The sequence below is a fragment of the Paenibacillus sp. FSL R10-2778 genome, from assembly GCF_038593035.1.
GTDB classification, from domain to species: Bacteria; Bacillota; Bacilli; order Paenibacillales; family Paenibacillaceae; genus Paenibacillus_AQ; species Paenibacillus_AQ odorifer.
Genome location: NZ_CP151956.1, coordinates 6,702,272 through 6,728,388, shown reverse-complemented (window position 1 = coordinate 6,728,388; position 26,117 = coordinate 6,702,272). Strand labels below are relative to the sequence as shown.

At 44.9% G+C, this 26,117-nt stretch carries 25 protein-coding genes and 1 riboswitch; of the genes, 19 read left to right on the top strand and 6 right to left on the bottom strand.

What is annotated here, in order from left to right; genetic code table 11:
- Window positions 1-101 precede the first annotated feature (101 nt).
- The gene (locus NST40_RS30110) at window positions 102-1,517 is read left to right on the top strand and encodes a hypothetical protein (protein WP_076219953.1); all 1,416 of its coding nucleotides are present in this window, start codon (window positions 102-104) and stop codon (window positions 1,515-1,517) included.
- 67 nt (window positions 1,518-1,584) lie between these two features.
- Here the strand turns inward: NST40_RS30110 and NST40_RS30105 are convergent, their stop codons facing one another.
- Complete coding sequence (locus NST40_RS30105; RefSeq protein WP_076219954.1) at window positions 1,585-3,075, bottom strand: peptide MFS transporter; 1,491 nt, start codon at window positions 3,073-3,075, stop codon at window positions 1,585-1,587.
- A gap of 255 nt (window positions 3,076-3,330) precedes the next feature.
- Here NST40_RS30105 and NST40_RS30100 point away from each other — a divergent pair, with 255 nt between their 5' ends.
- The 4 genes from NST40_RS30100 to NST40_RS30085 all read left to right on the top strand — a co-directional run bounded on the left by NST40_RS30100 (window position 3,331) and on the right by NST40_RS30085 (window position 6,644).
- Complete coding sequence (locus NST40_RS30100) at window positions 3,331-3,687, top strand: nucleotide excision repair endonuclease (protein ID WP_036682230.1); 357 nt, start codon at window positions 3,331-3,333, stop codon at window positions 3,685-3,687.
- Window positions 3,688-3,821: 134 nt separating this feature from the next.
- The gene (locus NST40_RS30095; RefSeq protein ID WP_175617270.1) at window positions 3,822-4,487 is read left to right on the top strand and encodes a glycosyltransferase; all 666 of its coding nucleotides are present in this window, start codon (window positions 3,822-3,824) and stop codon (window positions 4,485-4,487) included.
- Window positions 4,488-4,662: 175 nt separating this feature from the next.
- Window positions 4,663-5,385, top strand: coding sequence for a hypothetical protein (locus tag NST40_RS30090; protein WP_076124118.1), 723 nt, complete (start codon window positions 4,663-4,665; stop codon window positions 5,383-5,385).
- A gap of 5 nt (window positions 5,386-5,390) precedes the next feature.
- Window positions 5,391-6,644, top strand: coding sequence for a polysaccharide deacetylase family protein (locus NST40_RS30085; protein ID WP_341004122.1), 1,254 nt, complete (start codon window positions 5,391-5,393; stop codon window positions 6,642-6,644).
- A gap of 16 nt (window positions 6,645-6,660) precedes the next feature.
- Here the strand turns inward: NST40_RS30085 and NST40_RS30080 are convergent, their stop codons facing one another.
- Complete coding sequence (locus NST40_RS30080; RefSeq protein WP_076124115.1) at window positions 6,661-7,719, bottom strand: endonuclease/exonuclease/phosphatase family protein; 1,059 nt, start codon at window positions 7,717-7,719, stop codon at window positions 6,661-6,663.
- A 155-nt stretch (window positions 7,720-7,874) separates the two neighbouring features.
- Between NST40_RS30080 and rlmN the strand changes: the two genes are divergently transcribed.
- The 4 genes from rlmN to NST40_RS30060 all read left to right on the top strand — a co-directional run bounded on the left by rlmN (window position 7,875) and on the right by NST40_RS30060 (window position 11,100).
- Window positions 7,875-8,945 (top strand): 23S rRNA (adenine(2503)-C(2))-methyltransferase RlmN, encoded by a 1,071-nt coding sequence (gene rlmN, locus NST40_RS30075; RefSeq protein ID WP_036682223.1) that lies wholly within the window; start codon window positions 7,875-7,877, stop codon window positions 8,943-8,945.
- A gap of 79 nt (window positions 8,946-9,024) precedes the next feature.
- Window positions 9,025-9,312 carry a DUF6509 family protein gene (locus NST40_RS30070; protein ID WP_036682221.1) on the top strand — a complete coding sequence of 96 codons (288 nt, stop codon included), beginning with the start codon at window positions 9,025-9,027 and terminating at the stop codon, window positions 9,310-9,312.
- Between the two features lie 222 nt (window positions 9,313-9,534).
- Complete coding sequence (gene greA / locus NST40_RS30065) at window positions 9,535-10,014, top strand: transcription elongation factor GreA (protein ID WP_036682220.1); 480 nt, start codon at window positions 9,535-9,537, stop codon at window positions 10,012-10,014.
- A 156-nt stretch (window positions 10,015-10,170) separates the two neighbouring features.
- Window positions 10,171-11,100, top strand: a complete 930-nt coding sequence (locus NST40_RS30060) for an AEC family transporter (RefSeq protein ID WP_076124113.1) — start codon at window positions 10,171-10,173, stop codon at window positions 11,098-11,100.
- A gap of 4 nt (window positions 11,101-11,104) precedes the next feature.
- On the opposite strand, the gene NST40_RS30055 is transcribed toward NST40_RS30060, so the two are convergent.
- The 4 genes from NST40_RS30055 to NST40_RS30040 form a co-directional block, all read right to left on the bottom strand.
- Window positions 11,105-11,947, bottom strand: coding sequence for an aldo/keto reductase (locus NST40_RS30055; protein ID WP_342410276.1), 843 nt, complete (start codon window positions 11,945-11,947; stop codon window positions 11,105-11,107).
- A gap of 58 nt (window positions 11,948-12,005) precedes the next feature.
- On the bottom strand, window positions 12,006-13,214 hold the full coding sequence (locus tag NST40_RS30050; RefSeq protein ID WP_076105088.1) for an MFS transporter: 1,209 nt from the start codon (window positions 13,212-13,214) through the stop codon (window positions 12,006-12,008).
- Between the two features lie 209 nt (window positions 13,215-13,423).
- On the bottom strand, window positions 13,424-13,936 hold the full coding sequence (locus tag NST40_RS30045; protein ID WP_248549042.1) for a hypothetical protein: 513 nt from the start codon (window positions 13,934-13,936) through the stop codon (window positions 13,424-13,426).
- A 159-nt stretch (window positions 13,937-14,095) separates the two neighbouring features.
- Window positions 14,096-15,064 (bottom strand): Gfo/Idh/MocA family oxidoreductase, encoded by a 969-nt coding sequence (locus NST40_RS30040; RefSeq protein ID WP_342410275.1) that lies wholly within the window; start codon window positions 15,062-15,064, stop codon window positions 14,096-14,098.
- A 196-nt stretch (window positions 15,065-15,260) separates the two neighbouring features.
- Between NST40_RS30040 and NST40_RS30035 the strand changes: the two genes are divergently transcribed.
- The 10 genes from NST40_RS30035 (at window position 15,261) to NST40_RS29990 (ending at window position 26,057) form a co-directional block, all read left to right on the top strand.
- The gene (locus tag NST40_RS30035; RefSeq protein ID WP_076276278.1) at window positions 15,261-16,208 is read left to right on the top strand and encodes a sugar-binding transcriptional regulator; all 948 of its coding nucleotides are present in this window, start codon (window positions 15,261-15,263) and stop codon (window positions 16,206-16,208) included.
- 160 nt (window positions 16,209-16,368) lie between these two features.
- A riboswitch (purine riboswitch) is annotated at window positions 16,369-16,472 on the top strand.
- A gap of 168 nt (window positions 16,473-16,640) precedes the next feature.
- Window positions 16,641-17,255, top strand: a complete 615-nt coding sequence (locus NST40_RS30030) for a xanthine phosphoribosyltransferase (RefSeq protein WP_036682464.1) — start codon at window positions 16,641-16,643, stop codon at window positions 17,253-17,255.
- Complete coding sequence (locus NST40_RS30025) at window positions 17,249-18,568, top strand: nucleobase:cation symporter-2 family protein (protein ID WP_076105084.1); 1,320 nt, start codon at window positions 17,249-17,251, stop codon at window positions 18,566-18,568. Before NST40_RS30030 ends, NST40_RS30025 begins: the two co-directional genes overlap by 7 nt.
- 211 nt (window positions 18,569-18,779) lie before the next feature.
- Window positions 18,780-20,078, top strand: a complete 1,299-nt coding sequence (locus NST40_RS30020) for an SLC13 family permease (RefSeq protein ID WP_076218260.1) — start codon at window positions 18,780-18,782, stop codon at window positions 20,076-20,078.
- Between the two features lie 33 nt (window positions 20,079-20,111).
- The gene (locus NST40_RS30015) at window positions 20,112-21,263 is read left to right on the top strand and encodes a glycerate kinase (protein WP_076218259.1); all 1,152 of its coding nucleotides are present in this window, start codon (window positions 20,112-20,114) and stop codon (window positions 21,261-21,263) included.
- Between the two features lie 108 nt (window positions 21,264-21,371).
- Window positions 21,372-22,406 carry a sugar diacid recognition domain-containing protein gene (locus tag NST40_RS30010; RefSeq protein ID WP_076181893.1) on the top strand — a complete coding sequence of 345 codons (1,035 nt, stop codon included), beginning with the start codon at window positions 21,372-21,374 and terminating at the stop codon, window positions 22,404-22,406.
- Window positions 22,407-22,498: 92 nt separating this feature from the next.
- The gene (locus NST40_RS30005; protein WP_256718952.1) at window positions 22,499-23,854 is read left to right on the top strand and encodes an MFS transporter; all 1,356 of its coding nucleotides are present in this window, start codon (window positions 22,499-22,501) and stop codon (window positions 23,852-23,854) included.
- A gap of 67 nt (window positions 23,855-23,921) precedes the next feature.
- Window positions 23,922-24,140, top strand: a complete 219-nt coding sequence (locus NST40_RS30000) for a hypothetical protein (RefSeq protein WP_036682196.1) — start codon at window positions 23,922-23,924, stop codon at window positions 24,138-24,140.
- A 28-nt stretch (window positions 24,141-24,168) separates the two neighbouring features.
- A complete protein-coding gene (locus tag NST40_RS29995; protein ID WP_076124098.1) occupies window positions 24,169-24,858 on the top strand; it encodes a hypothetical protein in 690 nt (229 codons plus the stop codon).
- Window positions 24,855-26,057 (top strand): glutathionylspermidine synthase family protein, encoded by a 1,203-nt coding sequence (locus tag NST40_RS29990; RefSeq protein WP_076218257.1) that lies wholly within the window; start codon window positions 24,855-24,857, stop codon window positions 26,055-26,057. Before NST40_RS29995 ends, NST40_RS29990 begins: the two co-directional genes overlap by 4 nt.
- The last annotated feature ends 60 nt before the right edge of the window (window positions 26,058-26,117 follow it).

Below are 26,117 nucleotides of genomic sequence, written 5' to 3'. Positions count from 1 at the left end.
TGGCTTCTTTTGCTGTTTTAGGCCCATTTCTACCGAACATTAGCCTACACCCCTGCATACCATATAGCACTCGGATAGTAGGAGAAGGGTGTGGTGCAGAGATGGGCATCCAGTTAACAGCGCTCCATTATGTATATCTGGCATTTATCGTATTTATAATGGCACTTCTGATCAAGAGACGGGACACAACGATGATCTGTATTGCGGGCATCTTTGTACTTGGGTGGTTAGCCACGGAAACCGTCAGTGGTTCAGTCACAGGTGTATTCAACTCTTTTGTATATGCAACCAAGGAGCTAATGGGTACGATCATGATTATTTCGATCATAGTAGCCATGAGCCGGGTATTAACACGTACGGGGATTAACGAAATCATGGTTGCTCCACTTACCCGCTTTTTGCGCACACCGTTCATAGCCTTTTGGGGGATCGGTCTGATTATGATGGTCACCTCATGGTTCTTCTGGCCTTCACCCGCAGTGGCCTTGATCGGGGTTGTGCTGCTGCCGGTTGCCATTCGAGTGGGACTGCCGGCTCTTGGAGCGGCGATGGCAATGAATTTATTTGGCCACGGGATTGCGCTCTCAGGTGATTACATTATTCAAGGTGCACCTAAACTAACAGCAGATGCGGCCGGACTTTCTGTGACCAGTGTCATGGAGGCGAGTATTCCGCTTGTAATTGTTATGGGCGTGGTGACTACGATAACGGCGTATTGGATGATGCGCAGAGATCAGAAGAAGGGAACTTGGCGAGACGGGCTTATTGCCGGGAAAAGTGCCGTGAGTGCGTTTTCTGCAGAGAATGATACGGCAGAAGATTCAGCGGTGATTCATCCAGCATTGAAACAATGGCTGGCCATCGCCATTCCCATCCTGTTTTTAGCCGATGTAGCAGGCATGTTTCTGCTCGATTTGCAGGGTGGAGACGCAACTGCCTTAGTTGGTGGTACTGCGGTGTTCATTCTGGTTGTAGTAACCTTGTTGGCACATCGTAATAAAGGATTGGAGCAAGTAACTACTTATCTGATTGATGGACTTACGTTTGGCTTCAAAGTATTTGGTCCTGTGATACCGATTGCCGCTTTTTTCTATCTGGGGGATTCGGCGTTTGCTGAATTATTCGGCAAAGTGCTGCCCGCCGCATCTCAGGGGATTGTAAATGATCTAGGGGTCGCTCTAGCGCATAACGTTCCTCTGAACGGCGCAGTGGGTGCTGTGACCGCAACTATAACCGGAGCCATTACAGGCCTAGATGGTTCAGGGTTCTCGGGCATTTCACTTGCCGGGTCTATTGGGAAATTGTTTGCGGTGGCCACACATTCCGATGCGGCGACTTTAACTGCGCTGGGTCAGGTAGCTGCCATTTGGGTGGGTGGAGGCACGCTGATTCCGTGGGCATTGATTCCGGCGGCCGCTATTTGCGGAGTAAGCCCCTTTGAGCTGGCGAGACGGAATGTTAAGCCTGTATTGATTGGGCTGGTAGTCACGACGATTGTCGCCATGTTTCTGGTGTAGAGGTTGGATAACTATAGGAAACCAAAAAAAGGCTGCCGAGAAGATCTCGGGCAGCCTTTGGGTGTCTTTAATGTATCCCTTTCATGAAATTCTGAATTTTGGAAGAGAATAGGAAGAGGATAAGCGCAAGGATAAGGGCCACTCCACCAATTACTCCAAAGTACATCATTTCGGTATCTGGGGTATAGAACTTTACAATTTGAGCATTAATTGCTTGAGCAGCGGCATTCGATAAGAACCACATACTCATCATTTGAGCGGTAAAAGCCGCCGGTGCCAGTTTGGTCGTTGCTGATAAGCCCACAGGGGACAAGCATAACTCCCCGATTACGATGATAAAATAGCTGAGTACCAGCCATAATGGATTCACAAGTGAATTAGCTCCACCGAAATAAGCAGGTACTAGAATCACCAGGAAGGATAAACCGGCAAACAATAAACCAAGCGAGAACTTTTGCGGAATCGAGGGTTGACGGTTACCGAGCTTTAACCACAACCAGGCAAATATAGGTGCAAGAGTGATAATAAACAGCGGGTTAAGCGATTGGAACCAAGCAGGAGAAATGTGTAAGCCTGCAAAATCCAATTGGGTCCGTTTATCAGCAAAACTAGCTAGAACTGTGGAAGTCTGCTCTTGAATCGCCCAGAACATAATCGATGCGATAAATAAAGGAATGTATGCGAGAATTCTTGACCGTTCAACGGCCGTTGTTTTGGGACTGCGGTACATCATAATAAAATACATCGTAGGAATAAGTAAGCCTAATACCCCTACTATTTTTATTAATGTTTCAAAGGTAAGCACTCCGGTAAGAATGCCGATCGTAATCAAAATCGCAAGTACAACTAATCCTACACCAATCCAAGTAAAGATTTTTTTCTTCTGATCTGCAGGAATAGGGTTGTGTACAATCGTACCGGCCAGACCCAGATTTTTTGTGCGAGTCATAATATAAACGACTAGTCCAACAAACATTCCGACTGCGGCAATCGAGAAACCTAGATGGAAATTATTCATGCCTACTGCGCCAACAATTAGTGGGGAGAGAAATCCTCCCAGGTTAATGCCCATATAAAAAATGCTGAAGGCAGCGTCACGGCGGTTATCCTGCTCGCTATAAATTTCGCCGACAATACTTGAAACATTGGGTTTCAGTAGACCCGTTCCGAGTACGATTAAAACCATCGAAGCAAAAAACAATGTGGTATTGCCTGGAATAGCCAGTAGTATATGCCCGAACATGATTAAAACGCCGCCGTAGAAAACAGCCCTCGAAGTCCCGAGAAGCCGATCCGCAAGCCAGCCTCCAATGATCCCTGACATATATACAAGCGATCCATAGATAGACATAATAGAAAGTGCCATATCTTCAGGTAATCCGAGACCGCCTTGGGTCACTTCATAATACATGTAGTAGACAAGGATAGCTCGCATGCCATAATAAGAGAAACGCTCCCAAAATTCTGTGAAGAAAAGGGTGAAAAGTCCCTTAGGATGTCCGAAGAAACCCTTTTGCGGGACGCTATCTACTATTTTTTGCCGGTCTGTTACTGCCATGAATCAAATCCTCCTAGATGACAAATATCTATATATCATGATGCAAACGCCTCTATTTTATTTATAATCCTCTCCTGTCTAAGACCGCAACCCTTGGGCAGGAAGGTTTTGAATAATGCTATATTTTTAAGTAATATTTCCATTAGATCAATCGAACTTGCTTTTATTGTATTTATTTGACTGCGCCAGATTGAATGGTCTTACTTAGCGATTTATGATACTATTTACTCCTATATAGAAAGAGGACGTGAGCTAATGATCAACATAACGATTCCAAAAGCGGATGTTAGTATTACTAAACAAATTAACCCGCAGTTAAGCAATATTTACGGATTTACGGACTTTCACCTGATTCCGAGAGATTACGGCGGTATCTTTATGTTCTACAATGATCAGGATGAGTTGTTGTTTGTAGGTAAAGCGAGAAAGCTAAGACCAAGAATTAAAAAACATTTTGAAGACACCGTATCTGACATCAAGCAACATCGGGACGAGGTCACCAGAATTGATGTGTGTTTGATCGAAAGTCCAGTTCATAGAGAGATCTATGAAACCTATATCATTAATGAACTGAAATCTAAATACAACGTAGATAAAGTGATGTTTAGATAAAAGTAAGACCCAGGCACCGTCCACGTGATGGTGCTTTTTTGTGTTCTGAGAATAGTTGCGAATGAAATGGAAGTAAAGGTGCACAATATACAAGATATTCAAATCCATCACTGTTCACAAGGAGATAGGTCATATTGAAAAATAAGTATTTGATGTTGAAGCTAACCTTATTGTGTATGTTTCTGGTTGTAAGTGTTACACCTACAATTGCCGATGCTGCAGCAGCTAAAGAGAAAAAGAGCTCCCACAAGCAATGCTTAACCCCCTCCGTAATTGAGCTTAAGGATAATCTTAGGAAGTTATGGATCGATCATGTGGTATGGACAAAGAACTACATTGTTAGCGCCTTTGCAGATTCTGAGGACAAGGATAAGGTACTGGCAAGGCTGTTACAGAATCAGCAGGACATAGGGGATGTCTTTAAACCGTATTACGGTGAGGCAGTTGGAGATAAGCTGGCTCAATTATTGCGGGAGCATATTCTTATTGCCGGAAAAGTTCTAGGTGCTGTAAAGGCTGGAAATCAGGCCGATGTGGAAAAATACAATAAAGAGTGGTATGCCAACGCTGATGACATTGCCAAGTTTCTTAGTAGCCAGAACCCCAAATATTCTTATGAACAATTAAAGGAAATGCTTCATGAACATCTGGAATTGATTACTGATGACGTGACAGCTAGAGTTAAAAAGGATTGGGATGCCGAAATTGCCGCATTTGATAAAGGGCTGGAACATATGATCATGTTCGCAGATATCTTAACCGAGGGATTGATCAAACAATTTCCCGATAAATTCAATTGAAATCAAAGCACCCGAAGGGGTGCTTTTTTTATTTTGCAGAAGAGAATAGGTCTTTAGGTGCATTTCAGAAAGTTAGATATAAAGGCTCACTTACATACAAGATAAGTAAACTATAATAGACTCGTGGGCACTCGACATTTTTTGACATTTTTTTATAATTGAGGTGATAAAATCGATGATTTCCCCCTTTTTTAAAAAGAAAGATTCAGTGGATAAGCAATCCAAGTCGGATATGGTTCAAAAGGTACAATTATTAGATGAACAGGTCGAAGAAATAGAAGAAAAGACCTCGGACGAGACTTTAGCTGGATTGGTTACTACAGGCAAAGCTCAGCTTGATAAAAAATCACTCGATTTGATCTTCTCCGTGGAACAGATTATTCAGGCCAGACAACATGCGGAGACCAATATTAATGAGCTTCAGGATCGGTTAACCCATTCCAGCAGTCATGTGGAGCGCTTAAACCGGGATATGAAGAACCTCAATAAGGTTATTGAGGAAAGAGAAAAGAATGTCCGCGAGCTTGAGCATAAGTTGATTGAGAGAAATTTGAAGGTCGATCAAGTGCTGGAGGATTACCGGGAGCTTCAAACTACGCTCACAGCTGAGATTGAGGAATTGAAGAGTACCATTGAGCTGGAGCAGCAAAAATATGTAAATCTGATTCAAAAACATAACGAAGCCCATGCAGAGAAACTCAAAAAGATGAATGATCTGGAAGAGAAAATCGGACGGGTTGAGATTGAGAATGCACATCTAAAACAAAAGTACGATACGATTCGCCAAGAAAAGGCGTATCTCTCGGGTATGATCAGCGATTTCACCAATCGGATGACGGTTCCTTTTGGGAGTGGCAGTAGTCTGACGGATCGAAACGATGGAAACGGAGATACATAGGATTCATGGCATCTAAGGAACCGGACACCATTCTAATGATTGAGTTACTGTCGCTTGAGCATGAACAGGCCGGTTATCAGATTGAGGTAGGTCTAACCCGTAATGTTGGGTACGCAAGAAGCAAGCTCACCATAGATGAATTTACATACGAACAATTGAAGGCGCTAGGTCCCTTTTCCGGAGGGAGAATGAGATTGTCGCTGTATCCGAAGTGGGATCCGTTTCGGAATAGTTACTACAGCACGCTGATTATAATGAACAGAGCTTACAGCGAAACATTGTATTTTGCCTGTTCTGAAAATTATGTAACCCAACTTCTTCAATTAAAGCAGCAGGACTATCCTCAAGCAGAAGAGGAGAGGGTAGTTCAGACCATGCTTCCCTCTACAGAACCAGGGCATAGGATAAGCAGAAAGAAGACCAAACGAATTGGACTGGTTGCACTGCTGTGTCTCATGTTCGCTTGTTTGATATTTGTGTTACCTCTGCGAATGGATGGACAACTCGTAGATAGTGCTGAAGCGCTGGACGAACCCGTATTAGAGGCCAACTCTGAGCCATTACTTTCGGTACCGTTCGTTACCCTTGCGCAGACGATATCGGTTCATAACCAGCAAGCCGAGCCTACACCAGAACCTTCAGTCCCTCCTCAAGAACAGACATTACCGTACGAAAAGTATGAATTACCTGAGAATGAATTTTTGTATAGTTTGCCAAAGGGTTATGTTGCTTTGTCATTTGATGATGGACCGTCAAAGTATACGAAAGAGATCGTAGATATTCTAGTAGAACATAAGGTGGCTGCCACCTTTTTATTCATTGGGAATAAGGTAGCTCATAATGCGGAAGCCGTTAGGTATGCTAATGAGCATAAGATGTCGGTTGGGAGTCATTCGTGGGATCATAGCAAAATGACTGCTAATGGCGTTGAGGAGAACCGGATTAACTTGGCGAAGACTAATCAGGCGCTGGAGGAAATTACACAATCACCGATTACTATTTTTCGGCCGCCATATGGGGCGATCAATGACAAGTTAACCGCCAAGGTGACGGAACAGCAGATGAAGGTATTATTGTGGAATCGTGATCCCGAGGATTGGAACGTCAAGAACCCAGAGGATATTCTTCAATATGTTCATCATGCCGATCCGTCCGGCGGAGTCTATCTATTTCACGAAAAGAAGATTACTGTAGAAGCTTTGCCCGCTATCATTAAGTATTTCCAAGAGAAAAACCTGAAATTTGTTGTTTTTAAATAGAATCAGAGAATCCATGTTATTGCAGAATAAAAGTGGCTGTTACAGGGTTGTGATCACTGTGTTCGAAGGATAACTCATGACCCTGTACGCCGCTTATGCTGACGTTTGGTGAGACTAGAAAGCCATCAATCACTGCGCGGAAATTCACACCTTCTGTATAGGCAACATCGAGCGTCCGGACGGAGGGTACCTTGGCATCTACAGCCCACTGAAAGCCCTGTTGGAAATGTTCAGGGAATTCTTGCAGCCATTGCGGCCAATCCTGCGTTGTCTCGAAAGCATCAGGAGCTGTACCCGGAAGGGAATGGTTCCAATCTCCCCCTAAGATGAGGTAATTCCCTTTGTCATTCTCCTTCTTGATATAAGCCGATAAATACTCCAATTGCTGTTTGCGAATCGTTCCGCCTTGGTCAAAGGCTGATAAATGAAGATTGACTAGAATCAGTTCTTTTCCATTATCAACGGGGAACCTGCTCTCCACAAAAGCACGGTCGAGATCAAATTGTTGGCGAGGCCAGGTTTCTTTGCCCGGGAGATCATATCTAATATTACTTGTGCTGTTAAAACGGGATAAAGTTAATAAACCGCTGTTCACCGAGCCCATCGGATCAAGAACAGGAAGCGGTACCCAAGGTACCTTGTAGTTGGTCGCGAAAACATTGCTGTAATCAGCAAATTTATTCGACAAGTAAGAGACTTCATCTATACCGTTGCTACGGGAAGAATCGATGTCGACCTCCTGCAGCATGAACAGGTCCGAGTCTGTAACTGTCATAAGGGACGCTACGGCCTCAAGGTTTATCTTCGTTTGTTCCCTACTGCTTGAGCGTGACTTTGTTCCGCCATCCATAAAGAAATCTTGGCCTTTATCCAACCCGGCGTAGCCAATATTAAAGGTAGTTACAGAAAAGGACTCTCCCTGCTTCATTACTTGCTGCAGATTATTGTTTACAGTAAGTGTAGTAATCTCCTGTGGTTTATAGTCAGTGAGAGTAATATACACTAAAAAACCGCCAAGGATTAGAACGGCAGCTAGAAGGGTGAGGCTGATTGCTTTTATTCTTGTTGAACCCATATGATTCCATCGCTCCTTAGATACATGTTCATAGAACAGACTTTAATGGTGTAAACTTCGACACAACCCAATAACTCCCCTTGTTTTAATAAAAAAAATTTGAGACAATGAGTAGTGATGGTCTGAACTTTAACGTTTTGAAAAGAGGATAACGAATGAATATAGAATCCATTTATGGATTAACTTTTGATCAACTGGCGGCATGGCTGTTAGAACGTGGACATAAAAAGTTTCGGGCTACGCAGGTCTGGGATTGGCTTTATCGGAAGCGGATTACAGACTTTTCGGAAATGCTCGATGTAAATAAAGATTGTGTAGAATTATTAGAGCAGAATTTTGTCATTCATACCTTGGAAGAACATGTGAAGCAGGAATCTGCGGATGGGACGATTAAGTTCCTGTTCCGCCTAAAGGATGGCAACCTGATCGAGACCGTGCTTATGAGACAGAAATACGGCTTGTCTGTATGTGTAACCACGCAAGTGGGCTGCAATATCGGCTGTAGCTTCTGTGCAAGTGGGCTATTGGCGAAGAGCCGGGATCTCTCCAGCGGAGAGATTGTGGAGCAGATTATGAAGGTCCAGCAGCATCTGGATGCGGCGAACCTGGATCAAAAGGTCAGTCACGTCGTAGTGATGGGCATTGGCGAGCCATTCGATAACTTCAAGAACCTGCTCGATTTCCTGGCGATTGTCAAAGATCACAAGGGACTAGCAATTGCAGGTAGAGGGATTACCGTATCAACGAGCGGATTGGCTAACAAAATCGTTGAATTTGCGGATGCGAATACGCAGGTGAACCTGGCGGTTTCTTTGCATGCCCCTAATAATGAACTGCGGACGCAGATCATGAAGATTAACAAGGCCATTCCAATAGAGAAGCTAATGGAGTCTATAGATTATTATTTGGAGAAAACCAAGCGGAGAATTACGCTGGAATACATTCTGATGAAGGATGTAAACGACGGCAGAGAGCATGCGCTTGAACTGGCCGAGCTGATTGGCGATCGACGCCCGCTCGTCAATGTGAATTTGATTCCTTATAACCCGGTGGATGAACACAGCCAATATCAAAGAAGCGAGCGGGAGACGGTGCGGGCCTTTTTTGATACCTTGAAGAAGCAGGGTGTCAGCGTAAGCACTCGTCTGGAGCATGGTGTGGATATTGATGCTGCCTGCGGACAGCTGCGAAGCAAACAAATCAAGAAATCCAAAGCCATGGCTTGACGGACTACCTCGACAACAATATGTTACTTTTTGTGATACAATGACGTGGCAGGTATTAGGAAAAGAGGTTGATTGAGTTATGTTGACATTTACGGGCTACAATGTGGAGAATGTAAAAGATCCTTTCGGTATACTAACCGGTAAACGGTATGAATTTGTCGTTCAACTGGACGTTCCAGAGGATGATGAGCTGTATGTAGAGAACGGAGTATCCGCTAGAGCGATTATTAAGGTGGATGAAGATCAAGTCAGCATCGTAAGTTATGATCTACAGGAGACAACTTCAGGTCAACTGCTCGATTTCGATATGGAAGAGGACGAGGAAGAAGCGTTACTCCTTTTTTGTAAAGAGCATTTGCCAGAATAATTAAGCAGCATTGACCTCCTTGCCCAATGTTCCATTGTGGCAGGGATTTTTTTAAAATATAAGCATTTATATGATTTGTACTTTAAAGTATCTTTATATTTCTATGAGAAACGGTTGTCGTCCTTTAAGGACGACAATGTTGTTTCTTCTTGTAAGATCTTTCGCAAGTTTGGGATATATCGGTTAAAATATTATAAAGCATCCAAAATAGGAGTTGTATACATGTCTAATGAAGAAGTGTTCTTGACCAAAGAAGGGTTGGCTCAATTAGAGGAAGAGCTGAAGGAATTGAAAGGCGCAGGGCGTAAGGAATTGGCCGCACGGCTTAAATTGGCGATCAGCTATGGAGACTTGAAGGAAAATAGTGAGTACCATTCGGCCAAGGACGATCAATCGTTCATGGAGACTCGTATTATGATTCTGGAGAAAATGTTGACCAAAGCCAAGATCGTGGATGAGAGCCAAATGGATCTGTCAAAGGTTAGTATGGGTTGTATTGTTATTCTGAATGACATCGAATATTCGGAGAAGATCGAATATAGAATTGTTGGAGCTGCTGAGGCAGATGTTCTTAATAACAAGATTTCCTATGAAAGCCCGCTAGGCAAGGAATTGCTGGGTAAAAAGGTCGGCGATATTGTTAGTGTGAATGCACCGATGGGCATCATTAAATATGAGTTGCTTGAGATCAAAATGATGTAACAATATACCGAAAAGCTCCCAACCCTTTGTAAGGGTTGGGAGCTTTTTTGCTGGTATGATAGGTTTTGGCTATGAGATATATTGATTTCATATCTTAGACGTTCTGCGCTGTTACGCTTATAGTTTGAAGTAACCTACAGCAGAGGAGTTCTATTCATGATCCAAAGTGTGTTATCGACGTTATACCAAGTCATCATGCCTTTGTCCATTCCTGTGATCGTGGGTGCCCTACTTGGGCGGTTTAAGAATCTGGATACGAAGCCGTTATTGACGCTTTATCTATACTTTTTAACGCCGGCAATTATTTTAAATACATTGGCTACTGCAGAGATATCCATGGATGATATTTATAAGACGCTCGCCTTTTCGCTTCTAAATCTAATCTTCTTATGGGCGATTGCGAATATAGTCGGCAAATTATTGAAGCTAGATCCATCCGAAGTATCCGGTCTGACCTTGATTTCAACGTTTACGAATAGCGTGAATTATGGACTTCCGCTGGTGTTGCTAGCTTTCGGACAGCTTGGTCTCGATAAGGCCTCTGTATATGTGATCGGACAGATGATTATCGTGAATACGATAGGCGTTTATTTTGCAGCAAGATCTCAGTTCTCGGTAAAAAATGCAGTAAAATCGGTCTTTTCACTTCCTGCCATTTACGCAGCTCTGTTGGCCCTTCTTCTCCGTATCTTTGGCCTGCATTTGCCTGCAGAGGTGGCTACAGGGGTTGCCTTGGTAGCTGGAGGATATTCACCAGTGGTACTGGCGATCCTTGGCGCACAGATGGTTAAAGTGAGAAATATGCCATCCGCACGCAAGGGTCAGTCTACTTTTTGGACTGGGCTGTCGATTCGATTAATCTTAGCGCCGCTAGTGGCTTACCTCGGATTATCGATCCTGCAAATTACCGGAACCTTGTTCTCTGTGCTGCTGATTTTGGCTTCTATGCCAGTTGCCGTCAACGCCGTCGTGCTAGCCGAGCGTTTTAATGCCTCACCGGAGCTGGTATCCAAATGTATTTTGTGGACGACGCTTGCTTCGTTTCTCGTGTTGCCGGTGCTTATAGTGTTAGTGCAAGGTGCGTAATCCCTTAGAAATCAAAATGATCTGGGTCTGGACCTACCCGCTGATCTTGGTTGAGAGAGTTAATTAGAGTCATATCCTCGTCAGATAATTTGAAATCAAACACGGCTACATTTTCGACGATCCGGTGTTCTTTAGTAGACTTAGGAATGGTGATAATCCCCCGTTGCAGGTCCCAACGGACAATAACCTGAGCGACGGATTTGTCATGTTTGACGGCAATTTGTTTCAGTACAGGCTGATCGAACAATTGACCTTGCATTAACGGAGACCAAGCTTCTAATTGGATTCCTTGCTCTTTGCAGAAGTCGAGCAGCTCTTGCTGATTCAAATAGGGATGTAATTCAACTTGATTGACCATCGGCTTAATCTCAGCATCCTTCAGTACATCTTCAAGATGGTGAATCTGGAAGTTGCTGACCCCAATGGCTTTTACCCGGCCCTCTTTATACAACGTTTCAAGCGCTCTCCAAGACTCTTTATATTTTCCTTTTACAGGCCAGTGAATAAGGTACAAATCCAGGTATTCAAGTCCGAGTTTAGCTAAGCTAGCCTCGTAGGCGGCAATGGTTTCTTCGTAGCCCATATCTGCGGTCCAGACCTTTGAGGTTACGAAAAGCTCTTCTCTGGACAAGCTGTTCTCTTGCAGAGCCTCTTGGATGGCTTGTCCCACGCCTGTTTCATTCTCATAAATTGCGGCAGTGTCAATGCTGCGGTAACCGTGTCTAATAGCGGATTTGATCGCTTGTATCAGTTCTGCGCCTTCTTCCACTTTAAATACGCCAAGCCCTAGCCAAGGCATATTTACACCGTTGTGTAATGTAGTTGTATCCTGTAGATGTTGAGCCATAATAAAGTAACCTCCTAAGATATTTAAAAGTTTGTTTGGGTTGTTAATGGACTGCTCTTTAAGCAGCTTTAGTCTGGAGAGGAGCCTCATCTTTCTTCTCCAGAGCACGGCTCCATGCCGTTAGTAATACAGCGGACAGAACCATGATGGCACCTACCCAAGTGGTATGAATCAGTCCCATATGATCTGTGACGATGCCGCCAAGGTACGCACCAATGGCAATACCAGCGTTAAAAGCAGCAATATTTAATGCAGAAGCTACATCTCGTGCACTTGGCGCATATCGATCTGCAAGCGTAACGACATGTACTTGCAAGCCGGGCACGTTCATGAAAGCTAACAGTCCCATAAAGAAGATCGTAATCAGTGCGGCAACCTTGTAAGGTGCGGTAAAAGCTAAGACAAATAAGACGACAGCTTGGACTGCAAACATATAGAATAGAGCATTCATCGGTTTGCGGTTGGCGGCTTTACCTCCAATCACGTTCCCGATGGCAATCGCAATGCCGTATACAAGCAAGATTACGGCGACTGTATTCTCTTTGAAGCCGCTGATCTCATGCAGAAGGGGTGATAAATAAGTAAAGACTACAAATGTGCCCCCATAGCCCAAAGCCGTAATTGCGAAGGCAAGCAGTAAACGCCCATTGGTGACCAGCTTAACTTGCTCACGAAGGGGTGTATGGGTGCCTTTGCGCAGCCCGGATGAAGGAACAAGGATCAGATTGCCGATGAGTGCTATAAGCCCGATAGCAATAATAGCAACAAATGCAGCACGCCAGCCGAGTTGTTGGCCAAGGAACGTACCTAGTGGAACGCCCGTAACAGTAGCTACTGTAAGTCCAGTGAACATGATGGCAATGGCACTGGCCTTACGATCCTCAGGCACGAGATCGGCGGCAATAGTCGAAGCAATCGACATGAACAAGCCATGGGCCAGAGCGGAAATTACTCTCGCGATTAACAGCAATGTAATTCCGTCCGCAGCCGCCGCAAGACTATTGCCGATAATAAAGACGATCATAATGCTTAGCAGTAAGGTTTTGCGCGATATCGACGTGGTTAGCGACGTTAAGATGGGTGCGCCAAAAGTTACTCCTAAAGCGTATAAAGTAACGGTCAACCCGGCTGTGGTTACCGGTATATGCAGATCCGTGGCGATTAGAGGCAGCAGCCCCACACTGATAAACTCAGTGGTACCAATCGCAAAGGCACTAATGGCTAGAGCTAAGAGCGCCAAGGTGCTTCTTTTTTTATCTAAGGACATTTCTTTCACTCCTACGCTGTGTTAATCACCGGCCGGTAAGTGCTATTATGAAGAGATCTGTCCATTAAGTATAGTACGTACTTTAAAGTGCTATAGGTACTAAAAAGTACCTATAGCGCAACTCGCCAAACCGCAAAAAGCATGGGCACCCTGATCTCGTCAGGTTTGCCCATGCTTTTTGCTATGCTTGTTATATAGTCCCAATAGGGTTAACGAGACCGTTGTTTGAGGTGGCGCCGTTTAGTTGTGCCTTTGTTAGTGGCGTGCCCACCCGATCCTCCACCAACCGCCTGCTGCTGTCTTGTTCCTGGGCTTTCAATAGCGGAGTTTGTTCCGCCGGTGCTGAACGTTCCGCCTCCGCTTGCTACCTGAGTTGCGGAGGCATTCTGGCTCCGTTTAGGCAGTTTAACCGTCTGGGTATTGATAACGACCACAACTTCTTTGCGATAGGGATATAATAAGAGGGGCTTAGCTTTGCCGCGTTTGTAGCCCCCGCTGCCTAGGTTAGTCGCATCACCGCCTGCGCCGACACTTTGTTGTTGGCGTGTATAGGGAGAAGCAATGGCGGCATTATTGCCGCTTGCGCTGCTGCGCCCTGCACCGCTTGCAATTTGTGTAGTGTTGGGGGCGTTCGTATATTGATTGTTGATGACAAAGACTAATCTGTCCACTCCGTGGAGGGGGGTCCTTGTAATTATGCGCCGTTTTCCTTTTTGAATAATGACAACGATCCGGTCTCTTTTATAGGCCAACCATATTCACTCTCCCATACTTTGACTTCATTAACATTAATGCAGATGGGGGGAATAAGTGATGAATACGGGCGATCTACCTCGAAAAACAATCATTTGCCTAAGTTAGCTGCCTACTAAACGGTTTATTTATTCAAAGCTATATTTGATCCCCCATTGCTCCCGGACATTGCTCATAATGTCCATGACATCCAAGGAGAGGTTGAGGGTCTCTTTATGGCTTTTATCTGCAATATACCGCTGCATATCTTCAATCTCGTATTGCAAAGCTTTAGCTGTATCTCCAGCTTCAATCGTCTCTACTGTGCCATCCAAATATTGAATGGTGGCTTTGCTGGCCCGCGGGAAATTGTCTACGGTAATAAATCCGAGCTCTCCTGCAACCACCCCCCGTTTAGGCATTTTGGAGCGCATTGTAAGGGAGATTACCGCCATTTCATCTGCCGCATTGTTAAGAATAATACCGGATTGCTCGTCCACTCCTGTCTCGAATTGTTTTACCGTAGTAAGAATCTCATGGGGCTGTTTGGACAGGAAGAATCTTGTGAAGGACAGCGCATATGTCCCAATATCCAGCAGTGCTCCGCCCGCCAGATCTTTGCTGAAGAAACGGTTGTTCACATCATATTCTTTATGGCTGCCAAAGGAGACCTGCACCATTTTGAGGCGCCCGATGATGCCGTCATCAATGAACTGCCGCAGTTTCTTATACAGTGGCATATGGTAGATGGTCATAGCTTCGGCCACAACCAGATCCTTTTCAGCGGCAAGTCGGGTGACTTCTTGAAGTTGTTTGCTGTTCACCGTGATTGCTTTTTCGCAGAGAACATGTTTGTTATTCTGTAAGCTTTCAATGATGTATTCATAATGATTGCTATGTGGCGTAGAGATGTACACTACATCAATTGCAGGATCTTGCAGCATTTCACTGTAACTGCCATAAGCTTTCGTGGCTCCATATTGATTAGCGAATTGTTGTGCTTTCTCCAAGCTTCGCGACCCAACCGCATACAACGTTCCTCCCGTTTCATTCAGCGCAGCCGCAAATTCGGCAGCTATACTTCCTGGACCGACAATTGCCCACTTTAAAGGGTTCATTTCCAGCACCTCACTTGTTTGATTTTTTGTTTTTATTTAGAGATACCTTGATTCCATCTGAACCATTCATCTTCATAAAAGTTTTGATATTAAGCACATTTGTGCAATATAATAATAAATGTGCAAAACAATCGTCTACAGTATAGCGGGGGGGTCTAAATCCGTCAAACTGTTGAATACGCGGGGGCGTTGTAACATGGATCGAAAAGAAGATAAGAAGCTGCTTATTAAAATAGCACAAATGTATTATGAACAGAATTTAACGCAGAGTGAAATCTCCAGCCAACTTGGTATATATCGTACCACCATCAGCAGGATGCTAAAGAGGGTACGTGAAGAAGGGATCGTTACAATAACTATTAATTACGATACTGGCGATCATTTTACATTGGAGCAGGAGCTGAAGGAGCGGTTCGGGCTACGGGAAGCCATTGTTGTCGAGGTAGATCCTGCACAGTCCAGCACGATTAAACGCAAAGCTATAGGACAAGCCTGTGCGAGATGGCTCGAGCAAGTGCTTCTCCCGAAAGATACGATTGGATTTTCTTGGGGAAGCAGTTTAGCTGCCGTCGTAGATAGCCTAACACAAGCCCAGAGACCATTTGTAACCTGTGTACCTACGGTCGGCGGCCCATCAGGAAAGATGGAGAGCGGGTACCATGTAAATAACATCTGTTATCAAGCTGCTCTAAAATGGGGTGCGCGCTCGTTAATGATTGATGTTCCAGCGATCACGGAGCAAAAGGAAACTAGAGATCAACTGATGAATTCCCAGTATTATCAGACCATTGCCAAGGCGTGGGACCATCTGGATATCGCTGTGTTCGGCATCGGATCGCCGGAAATGAAAGGGGAAGAGGCGTGGCGCGGTTTTTATGGCGATGCAGTGATTGCTGAGCTGGAGAATGGAAAGGTCGCTGGTGACATCTGTTCACGTTTCTATGATGGCAACGGGATTCCCGTGCATACCGGAATATCGGATCGAACACTGACCATTGAGCTGGAGCAAATTAAGCAAGCACGGTATTCGATTGGTGTAGCGGAGTCACTTGAGAAGGTAACGGGGATCCTTGGGGCACTAAATGGGGGTTATATGAATGTACTTGTAACGACCCAAGAAACAGCGCAGAAGATATTGGAGTAGTAACTACTAAATGTAAACAATTGAATTTCGTGAAAATAACCTGAAAATGGCATGTAAATTGCTTAAAATTTTGCTTGTAAGCACCAGACAGAGCGTGTAAGATATACAAGGTATTCATATTGAACATTTATAAAAATATAAGTTTCACATTATACATTATCCTTATATTTGCTTGTCAACTCATATAATCTTGGGAATATGGCCCATAAGTTTCTACCGGATAACCACTGTAATTATCCGACTATGAGTGAAATAGCGCATCTAGGGTTCCGCTTCCTGACTATGGAAGGACTGGACCGAGCGATGCGGACACTATGCAGTGTTACACCACTAAGGGACAAAAACCCAGAAGGACAAATTCACTTGAGAGAAACGACTCAAGGGATTTGTCCTTTTTTTGTTTTTAATTCAGAAGGAGAGATCAAGTTTACTATGAAGGTACTTCAAGAGCGCATCAGACAAGAGGGTCTTATTTTATCAGATACGGTACTAAAGGTAGATTCATTTCTGAATCATCAGGTGGATACGGAGCTTGCCTTACAAATTGGACAGGAGTTCAAGCGGTTGTTCGGACATTTGCCTATCACTAAAATCATCACTATTGAAGCGAGTGGCATTCAATTTGCCATGGCTACGGCCATCGCCTTAGGCGTACCGTTTGTATATGCGAAGAAGAAGAAAGCAGTGACCTTATCTGAAGCGGTCTATTCCGCGCCGGTACATTCTTTTACACGCAAAGAGGATTATATGGTTAGTGTCTCGCAAAAATATATCGGACCAAGCGATAAGGTGCTTATTGTAGATGACTTTTTGGCTACTGGTGCTGCTCTTGTTGGACTGGTTGATATCGTGCAAGAGGCTGGCGCTGAACTCCTTGGCGTTGGTTGTGTGATTGAAAAATGCTTCCAAGAAGGCCGGAGTCTACTCGAGGATAGAGGGATAGAAGTCCATGCTTTAGCCCGGATTACATCTATGTCACCAGGTGAAATTCACTTCATTGATAATGAAAGTTCAAAAGAGCCAATCAAGGAGAGTGCGAGATGTTAAGCAAGAAAAAAGTATTTGCATTAGGATTTCAGCATGTACTGGCGATGTATGCCGGAGCAGTTGTTGTTCCGCTGATCGTAGGGAACGCGCTGAACCTGAATGCCACCCAAATGGCCTATCTTATCGCAGCTGATTTGTTTACTTGCGGGTTAGCTACTTTGCTGCAGATTATGGGCACAAAGTATTTTGGCAGCAGGCTGCCGGTTATTCTTGGATGTACCTTTACGGCAGTAGGGCCGATTATCGCTATCGGCAGTGCCAACAATTTGGCAACGGTGTACGGAGCAATTATTTTATCTGGTTTATTCGTGGTACTGGCGGCCCCCCTTTATGGGAAGCTACTGAGGTTTTTCCCAACGATAGTAACGGGCTCAGTCGTGACCATTATTGGGTTATCTCTTATTCCTGTAGCTATGAATAGCGTAGCTGGCGGAGAAGGCAGCGCTGATTTTGGGAATCCCCGCAATTTGTTGCTTGCACTGATCACGCTGCTGGTCATTTTAGCGGTTAACCGTTTTACTACAGGATTTCTTCGCTCGGTCTCTGTCTTGATAGGTCTTTTAGTGGGTACAATTATTGCTTATGGAATGGGCATTGTTAGTTTCTCTACAGTAGGTGAAGCCTCTTGGGTAAGTGTTGCACAGCCTTTCTACTTCGGATGGCCTCAGTTCAATCTTACGGCTATTTTCACTATGATCATTGTTAATATTGTTAGTATGGTGGAGTCCACAGGTGTTTACTTTGCGATTGGTAAAGTGACGGATCAGAAAGTGGAACAAAAGCAGATCGTAAACGGGCTGCGTTCAGAAGGTTTGGCGATTATGCTGGGCGGGATCTTTAATGCATTTCCGTACACAGCATTTTCGCAAAATGTAGGTCTGGTCTCGCTGACTCGGGTCAAAACTCGGAATGTTATTTTTGCAGCCGGCGGGATTATGGTTGTGCTTGGACTACTGCCTAAATTGGCGGCTCTGACAACAGTTATTCCCAATGCCGTACTGGGCGGAGCGATGATCGTGATGTTCGGATCGGTTGCTGTTTCCGGGATGTCGATTCTGTCAGAGGTAGATCTGCGTAAGGATGGTAATCTGCTGATTGCCGCTTGTAGTATCGCTGTTGGATTGGGTTCGGCAACTGTACCTGCGATGTTCGATCAATTGCCTGAATTCGCTCGGATGCTGCTGCAAAACGGTATCGTCTCTGGTTCCCTTACAGCGATTGTGCTGAATATCTTCCTCTCCAAGACAAAGGATAATGTTCTGGCAGAAGATCCTGCTGCCCCTATTCTAACGAAAGAAACTCAAGTTTCTTAATACGTCTAATTCATGTTAAAAGACCAAGCTCTGGTGTGCTGAAACCTAAGCTTGGTCTTTTTCTCATGCTCAGAGCTTGTGCATATGCACAAAAAAATAGGTTGTCCCGTCAATATTATTGGGTTTGTAAGCGCAGTATACTCAGTTTAGAAAGCGTTATCAAATTACACACTGTATAGTGTCAAATTCTTATACTAGGGGGCAACTAGAGATGGAAGGCACAGTAATTAACTGGATGGGCGCGATTGCGGGATTGATTCTGGCCGTCGTATTGATTTTCAAAAAGGTTAACCCGGTCTACGCACTCTTTTTAGGCGCGATTGCCGGAGGAATATTAGGCGGGGCATCCATTGCAGAGACAGTACAATATGTCATCGACGGAACGAATAGTGTTATGGGGGCAGTTGTACGTGTTCTCGCAGCTGGTGTGCTGGCCGGGGTATTGATTGAATCAGGGGCAGCCGAACGAATGGCCGAGACCATAGTAGATAAGCTTGGCGAAAAGAAAGCGTTATTATCTATAGCGCTGGCAACTATGATTATTACAGCGGTAGGCGTATTCATCACAGTCGCTATCATTATTGTCGCTCCAATCGCTTTGTCCGTAGGTAAGAAGATCGGCATTTCCAAAACCGCTTTGCTGCTCGCACTGGTCGGTGGCGGTAAAGCCGGTAACATTATTTCACCGAACCCGAACACCATTGCCGTAGCTAAAGGCTTTGATGTAGATTTGGCTCAGGTCATGATTCATGGATTCATCCCAGCCATTGCGGGTCTGATTGTCACTGTTATTATTGCTAATCTGCTGGTCAACAAAGGTGTGAAAATTGCAGAGGGTGACGTTGTAACTAAAGAGGAAGACAGTACTAAGGTTAAACCTAGCTTTGGCCGTGCCATCGTCGCTCCAGTTGTCGCTATTTTACTTCTAGCCATTAACCCAATCGGAAATATTCTAAATATTGAATTGCTGAAATCATTTAAAGTCGATTCTATGATCATCTTGCCTCTTGCCGGCATTATTGGATTGATTGCTATGAAACAAACGAAGAACATCATTTCATTTACAACCTCAGGGTTAAATAAAATGACAGGTACAGCCATTATCCTGATTGGTGCTGGTGCTATCGCTGGTATTATCTCAAAATCGGATTTGAGTGCTACTGTTGTAGATGCAATAACGGCTATGGGGATTTCCGGAACGTTCCTTGCGCCAATTGCAGGGATCCTGATGGCGGCTGCTACAGCATCAACCTCTACGGCTTCTATCGTGGCTGCCGGATCATTTGGTCCCGCTATTCTTTCGATGGGCACAGCGCCGCTAAATGCAGCAATTATGGTGCACACCGGGGCTACAGTCATTGACCATCTGCCACACGGTAACTTCTTCCACGTGACCGCTGATTCCGTTAAGATGAACATTAAGGACCGGATGTCACTGATTCCTTATGAAAGTCTCGTGGGTCTGACGATGGCTATCGTCGCCACTATATTATACGGCTTCATCCTATAATTTATATTTGCAACTAGAAGGGACGGATATTCTATGAATAAAGACTTTGTCATCGTATTGGCACCGGATTCTTTCAAGGAAAGTATGACAGCCAAAGAAGCTTGTGAAGCCATGGAAAAAGGCATTCATAAAGTAAATTCTAATATTACTTGTATTCATGTACCCATGGCAGATGGCGGCGAAGGAACGATGCAGTCCTTGGTCGATGCAACGGAAGGTACAGTATATATAACAAAAGTTAAAGGACCACTGGGCAATGAAGTTAGCGCATCCTACGGAATCACAGGAGACGGGCTGACAGGGGTGCTGGAAATGGCTAGTGCGAGTGGCATTCAGCTGGTATCCCCAGAGACACGTAACCCGTTGATTACAACTACCTACGGGACAGGACAATTAATCAAAGCATGTCTGGATCGTGGGGTCAGCAAGCTGCTGATCGGTATCGGTGGCAGTGCCACCAATGACGGAGGCGCCGGGATGGTGCAGGCATTAGGCGGCAGGCTGCTGGATGCCGAAGGCAATGAGCTGTTGTTTGGTGGTGGGGAGCTCGGCAGATTAGCCCGTATTGATCTGAGTGGATTTGACCCTCGCCTTAAGGATGTACAGGTTGAAGTGGCCTGCGACGTTACGAATCCATTATGTGGTCCGACTGGGGCTTCCAATGTATTTGGTCCGCAAAAAGGGGCTACTTCGGATATGATCAAACAGCTGGACAGCAATCTGCATCATTATGCGAGTGTCATCAAAGAGCAATTGGGTTTCGATATTATAGATATGTCTGGTGCTGGTGCAGCGGGTGGCCTTGGGGCAGGACTGGTGGTGTTCTTAAACGGAATATTAAAAAAGGGCATTGAGCTTGTGATCGACTATACTGGACTTGAAGAAAAAGTGCAGCAGGCGGACATGGTGTGGACCGGGGAAGGAAGCATCGATTTCCAGACCCAATATGGCAAGACCCCGCTTGGCGTTGCTGAGGTCGCTAAGAAATATAATAAACCTGTGCTGGCTTTTGCGGGACGGATCGGCGATCAGACGGAAGTGCTGTATGATAAAGGGATTGATGCTATTTTTGGGATCATGCCAGGTGCAGCTTCATTGGAGGATGCCTTGAATAAAGGGCAAGAGAATCTGGAAAGAACGGCTGAGAATGTGGCTAGGTTAGTCATGTTGAACCAAGGAAGCTGATTGAATTATACAAAGTGATAGAGGGGCTGACTGAACGGAGTCAGCCCCTTTTTCTTTTTTAAGGTAGAAGCTTTCTGAGTAGAATATAAAGGGACAGGAGGTACAGACATGAAGATATCGAAATCACTTGCAGGACAAATAGCACAAGAAATGATGAGCGTAGTTCCTTATAACATTAATGTTATGGATGAGAGCGGCTTTATTGTGGGGAGCGGAGATCTGAAACGGGTCGGAACCTTACATGAGGGAGCGAGAATAGCCATTCAAAGTGGGCATGTCTTTGAAGTGTACGAGGATGGCAGCGGCATGAAGCCGGGGGTGAATGAACCCATTATTATAGATCATAAAGTTTTGGGTGTGGTAGGTATTACGGGACATCCAGATGAGGTTAGGCCGTTTAGTAAGCTGGTCAGAGTCACTACTATATTACTTATTGAGCAGGAAGCAAGGAACAAGCTGGAACAGGATGAGCGAGTAAAACGTGTGAAATTTTATCATGAATTGTCTTATCGTAAAGAAGCATATGATCTTGAGTTTCTGGAACGGGCGGGCAGCTATGGGCTTGATCTTAAGAAAAAATGCTGGGCGATCCTAGTGGAAGGCGATGTGAACGGAAAAGAATTCAAAAATGTATTTAGGTCCTATCCACATTACTGGAATTTGGAGAATGATAAGGCGGTTTTTTTTATAACGGATGTTTTTCTTTATAAAGAGCTCATAGGAAAACTAAATTCATGTGCGAATGTGGGGCGAATAGGTTCTGGCGAAGCAGAGGAGTTAGCTGCTTATTCACTTGAACAGGCCCAGGCGGCGATTAGTGTTGGTAGTAGAGTCGACCCGCTCAAGATACTGTACACTTATGAAGAACTAAGATTCTTAATTCATCTCTCCTATGACGGGGCAGAACGGCCCGGGACGATTTATGCTCTACTGGATCAGTCGGGCGATAAGACAGGCCTGATTGAAACACTGCAAGTATTTATTGCTGAGAATGGGGACCATAATCGTACTGTACAGAAGCTGAATATTCACCGAAATACACTGAACTACCGGCTTAATCGCATTCATACATTAACGGGCAAAAATCCACGCAACTACATGGAGTTGTTTGAATTGTTGTGCGGATTGATGTGGCGTAAGTAGTCTAAATCCCCCTATTCCAATTGCCATCCTGATTTTATAGGCATAAACTTAGATAAGCTTGTATAGATAAATTAGGACAGGGATGGATAGGAATGAATGAGAAAGTAGTAATGAATGATAAAGTAGTCATGCCATTATGGACCATGTGCCTTTTTATCGTAGTGATGAACACAACGATGTTTAATGTATCACTTCCAACCATTATTCAGGATCTCCAAATTTCTGCTGATCTAGGTTCATGGGTAATTTCGAGCTATTCGATTGGATATGCTTTATCGACGGTTATTTATAGCCGCTTATCAGACGTGGTGCCGATTCGGAGACTTTTGACCGTTGGCTTAATTACTCTCGGGTTGGCCTCAGTGTTTGGATTATTTGCGCATGACTTTAATACATTATTGATAACGAGAATAGTACAATCTGCTGGCGCGGGTGCGATGGCTGGATTGGGTCTCGTACTGGCTAGCCGTTATGTGCCTATTGAAAGACGTGGTGCGGCTATCGCCATGATCTCCGCAGGGAGTGCAATGGCCTTTGGTTTGGGCCCGATTTTTGGTGGTGTCATCAGTCAGTATTTTGGCTGGAACGGGTTATTCGGAATTACTTGCCTTGTGCTTGTTGTATTGCCAGTACTACTGCGGTTATTACCTAAGGAACAGCCGAAGCCTGCAAGCTTTGACGTTATTGGGGCGGCGCTGACCGTTGTAAATGCAGCAAGTCTGCTGGTAGCCGTAACCACCCAATCTCTGGTATGGTTGGCAGTGGGCGTAGTGTCTATTATCGTGCACGCTTGGTATTTGAAGAAGGCGAAGGAATCCTTTATTAACCCGCAGCTGCTAAAAATGCCGGGATACTTGAAGCTAGTTACCATAGGCTTTTGTATTCTGGTGCTGAACTTGGGGAATTTGTTCCTGATGCCGCTTGTGCTCGCTAATCTGTTTGGTAAATCCGCGTTGATGATTGGTTTGTTTATCGCACCAGGTGCGTTATTATCTGCATTTCTTACCCGTTTTGTTGGACGTTTTATTGACCGGTATGGCAACTTGCGCTTCTTAATCATAGGGCATTGTATTCTTGCCGCTGTTATGGCTGCATTTGCGCTGAACCTTTCTGTATCTCCTGTAGTTCTTCTGCTTGGTTATCTTTGCTTCTCTCCGGCCTTCTCGGCGACAATGGCATCCTTAAATAATGAAGCTTCTCGGGTTCTTCCGCGAACTTGGATTGGTTCAGGTATGGGGCTTTTACAACTGATTCAGTTCTTTGGAGGTTCTGTATCTGTTGCGGTCTGTGGGCTGTTGCTGCATGCTCAGCGTGATCTTGCGCCGGCAAAAGCATATGAGCATGTATACGGACTGTTGCTCGTTGTCAGCTTGTGTTCGTTAGGAGTTCTCCTTTTATATAGACGTTCTTATTCCAAAAGTAATGCTGGGCAATCTATACAAGCTTAGAACTGAAACGAAAAGGTGATAAAAACGTATCAGATGCTATAGCAGATATAAGGAAGGAATGGTAATAATGGATAACGGGATGAGTGTAGTTTTAATCGAAAAAATGCCAGAAGGTGATCTACGAGTGATTGAAGAGCGTACGTGGAGCATGAATATGATAACTGCACTTGAACATGTCAATTATATAGTGGTGGGCAGTAAGGAATATGAGGCGGTTGAAGGACGACTGAATGTGGATGAAGGCAAGCTGGAGCTTTTGCTTGTTCCGATGCACACTGAGGGATAGAAGATCATCAGGGAAGGAGAACCTTACGATGGCTAAAGAAGAAAGGGATAAGGAATTGCCTGCATCAAAATTATTTACCGCAGATGGCAAACCCATCCGTGTATTATCAACATCGCTAGGCATAGCCTTATTAGCGAATGCTATGTTTATTCCTGGCGGAGCGGGGGCTAGCGCGAATACTTCTGCGGGCGAACCACAGCTAGTCTCTTGGTCTAATGAAGAGGTTAAAGCTTATTTTGATAAAAATGTGGATTGGAATATTCCCTACCCCGAAGAAGGTACGAAAGAGGTAGAGGAGCAAGGCCAAGGCGTAGTAACTTCAAACGGAACAACGGTAGTGAATAACTATGGCGGTTATCATTCAGGTTTTGGCTGGACGGATTTGCTTCTGTATCACATGTTGTTTAACAGCGGTGCCAATTACTCCTCCAGAGGATGGGCTAAGGACCGTCCTACCTATTATGGAGGCACGAGAACCACTTATAAACCACCTACTTATAGCAGCGAAAAGTTTCAGAATAAAAAGGTGCCCGGTTCTGTAGTGAAACCTAAAACCTCAACCTCATCCACGGGTTCCATCACGAGAAGAGGTTCCTCTTCAAAGAACGGAATCGGTGGCACTTCCAGTGGCTTAAACTCTTCGAAGAACTCTAAATCAAGCTCAGGCTCGAAATCTTCATCGAGATCTGGTTCCAGTAAGAGTGGTTTCGGCGGATGAGTGATCAGCAGAGCGTGTTTGAGATTCTAGATTTGTCTGATCTGGAGCGGGGCCCACGGGTACAAGCGCTGCATGAGCTTGGGTTCACTTGGGCAGATCTAGAGGAAGAAGAGTACTGGATGGATGCAATAGCTGTGATGCGCAGCGACATTTATAAAGAGCTTGAGGAAGCCTCCGCAAAGCTGTGGGCTATCCTCGATAAAGCGGTTCGGTATATACATCTAAAACGCGATTTGTATGAGCTGCTGGGCATTCCTCCTGTTCTTTGGGAGATGCTTGACGGGTTTTCTATTCCGGAAGAAGGTCTAATCAGTCGGTATGCAAGGTTCGATTTTGCGATAGCTAATGATGGAACCATCAAGCTTCTGGAACTGAATGCCGATACACCTACAGGTTATGTGGAGGCTTCCATAGCAACACCTTGGATCTGTGAACAGGCGGGTGTGACTAGTCCAAATCATGCGATGAAGGAACAACTTGCCGCAGCCTGGCAGATAGAACGACCAGATACCGCAGCTTGTGTTGCTTATGGCTCTCATCTTGAAGATTCGGGTACGATTGAAGCCTTGGCCAGACATAGCGGGCTTACTATTCAGTGTGTGGATTGTCTCGATCTGTGGGTCGATGAGGGCATTTTGAAGGACGGGGAGGACCGGGTGATAAAGCGGATGTTCGCCCTATATCCTAAAGAGTGGATGGCCGTCGATGAGGGTGGAGATGCACTTGCCTATGCTGTTGAACAGGGAAATCTTCAGCTTTTTAATGGACCACACAGTATCCTGTTGCAGTCTAAGGGATTGATTGCAGCTGTGTGGGGAATGTATGAGCTTGGCTTATTATTTGACAATGAAGAGCGTGAGGCGATCTCACGTTATATTTTGCCGACTTATAATAAGCCTGTGTTCTCTGGCAGCTTTGTGTCCAAATCTGTATTTGGCCGCGAAGGCGGTTCTGTACGTCTCTTTGACGATAGTGGAACTCTAGAAATTGAGGACGAAGAGGGTTATGATAGCAGTCAGCTTTTTCCCTCTGTATATCAAAAAAGAGCTGAACTAGCCCGAATACACACCGCCAAAGGTGAATTCCACCTACTGACAGGCATGTTCGTCATTAATGGGAAGCCGTGTGGGCTGCTCGGCCGGGCTGGCGGACTGATTACGGGCAATGCCAGTCATTTTATCGCGTTGGGAGTGAGATAGTTGGTTAAAAGTAAAGCTATAAACAAGTCGTCTACCAGATTAGTAAAGGCCCGGATCGGG